This is a genomic window from Streptomyces sp. NPDC002588 (genome assembly GCF_040295925.1).
GTDB lineage: Bacteria > Actinomycetota > Actinomycetes > Streptomycetales > Streptomycetaceae > Streptomyces.
Window position 1 is genome coordinate 1 of record NZ_JBEOWF010000119.1, and the last position, 1,647, is coordinate 1,647.

Here is a 1,647-nt window from a genome sequence, read left to right on the forward strand (position 1 = left end):
TCATCCGCACGCCCCTTGAACTGGTCGAACATCTGACGGCCCGTACCGTTGAACTTGCCCTCCAACGGCGTCGCCGCCTGCACCAACTGCTTGATCAACGAACCCAGATCGTCACTGGACCCACGCGAGTCACGCTGCAACGTCGACAGCGTCTGCGCACCCATGTCGAACTTCATCAAGGCCCCCGTTCAGCTCACTTGGCTCACATCGCGCGCACTGCGCGCAGACTCATCCCTATCAACTGACTGATTGCCAGTGCAATCGACGGCCGCCGTTCTTACAGAGGCACCACAAATCCGTGACCAAGCCATGGGGACACAGGGGGCTGTTCGCCACAAACCACCCAAGATCGCTTGGCGCCGATCAGAGCAGATCGGTGAGGTCCGGGCCCCGCCCGTCCACCACGTCCGGCTCCATCACCCCGTACCCTGCCGCTCTCCCGAAGTACGTCGGCTCTCCGGGCTCCGCCTCGATCCCCAGGAGCGAGTCCAGTTCCATCAGCGCCGCAGCCAGTCGCGGGGCGTTTCGGCGTTGCGTTTCCGGGTGAGGGGCACCACGGAAGTCGAACGGGCCCCAAATGTCGTGGAAGACGGAAACATCAGCCGAGAGACCGAGCGGTTCCGAGGAGACAGTCAGTTCGACCAGACGATCCTCGCGGTGCCGTGCCCCGTCCTCGTCGAACCACACACCGGCCCCCGCCACGAGGAAGCCGCTGAACTCGGCTTCCGGAAAGGCGACAGGACGCAACCCCTCGACCCTCCGAACAGTCCACTCATCGTCCAACGGCCGCATGAGCCCCAGGCTCGCCTTGCCCACCGCTCCGCCCATCTCGGGCACAAGCCAGAACCATTCCAGCATGGTCGGCTGCAGGAGTTCATGCTTCTGCAGAATCGCGGACATCCGCGCAGCGGTGTCGAGCGCAGATCGCAGACCAGGTGGCGCATGGTCTTCCAGGTCCCAGAACCAGGAGGCGCATTCACGCGGCGCACGCATGAGGATGGACACTGGATTTCCCTTACGGATATGTGGGACCGTCGGCCGGAATGGCGATCGAACCTTCCTTGAACCGTCCACACTGCCGAAATCTCAGCCGTCCTCCTTGCCCCACACCTCTGTGGGCCGGCCCTGTTCATCCCACTCCCGGCTGGACAGGAATGTCCCCTTCAGAGCCACTCGAGAATCGCCGAAAACTCCTCGACCTCGCCCGTGAAGGGTTCGCCGCAGTACAGCAATCGCCGCCCCATATCCATATCGACCTCGGGGTCGTCGATATTGATCCGATGCACCTCAGCCATCACGGAATCCATTTTTTTCAACGGGCAGCCCGGACGGTGCCCGCGTCCTTCTTCAACGCGGCGTGGTCCAGCTCCAGTTGGAACAGATTCCCGGTGAACTGGGGGATCTCCTCCGGCTTGATCACGTCTTGCCCGCCCCCGGCATGTCCAGCTTCGGCGCCTTCAGCGTGTTGCGCTGCGCCTCCATCGCCATCTGTTCATCGCCGTTCAAGTACGCCGTCGTCGCGTCCACCACGCCCTGCAACGACTTCCCCGCGCGGGCGGCGACGTACGACAGGTCCTTCGACGCCCGCTCCGCGTACTGCGACAACGCCAGCGCCACCAGCCCGCCCTGCGCCTGCTCGCCTCCCGC

General features: G+C 63.9%; 3 protein-coding genes. All 3 read right to left on the reverse strand.

Annotation, left to right across the window (positions count from 1 at the left end):
• Positions 1-363 precede the first annotated feature (363 nt).
• Positions 364-1,005: a hypothetical protein gene (locus ABT057_RS49040; protein WP_352351903.1), complete on the reverse strand. Its 642-nt coding sequence runs from the start codon at positions 1,003-1,005 to the stop codon at positions 364-366.
• Between the two features lie 158 nt (positions 1,006-1,163).
• Positions 1,164-1,298 carry a hypothetical protein gene (locus ABT057_RS49045; RefSeq protein WP_352351905.1) on the reverse strand — a complete coding sequence of 45 codons (135 nt, stop codon included), beginning with the start codon at positions 1,296-1,298 and terminating at the stop codon, positions 1,164-1,166.
• Between the two features lie 118 nt (positions 1,299-1,416).
• Positions 1,417-1,647 (reverse strand): DUF6507 family protein (locus ABT057_RS49050; RefSeq protein ID WP_352351907.1); only part of this gene is annotated, 231 nt, incomplete at its 5' end.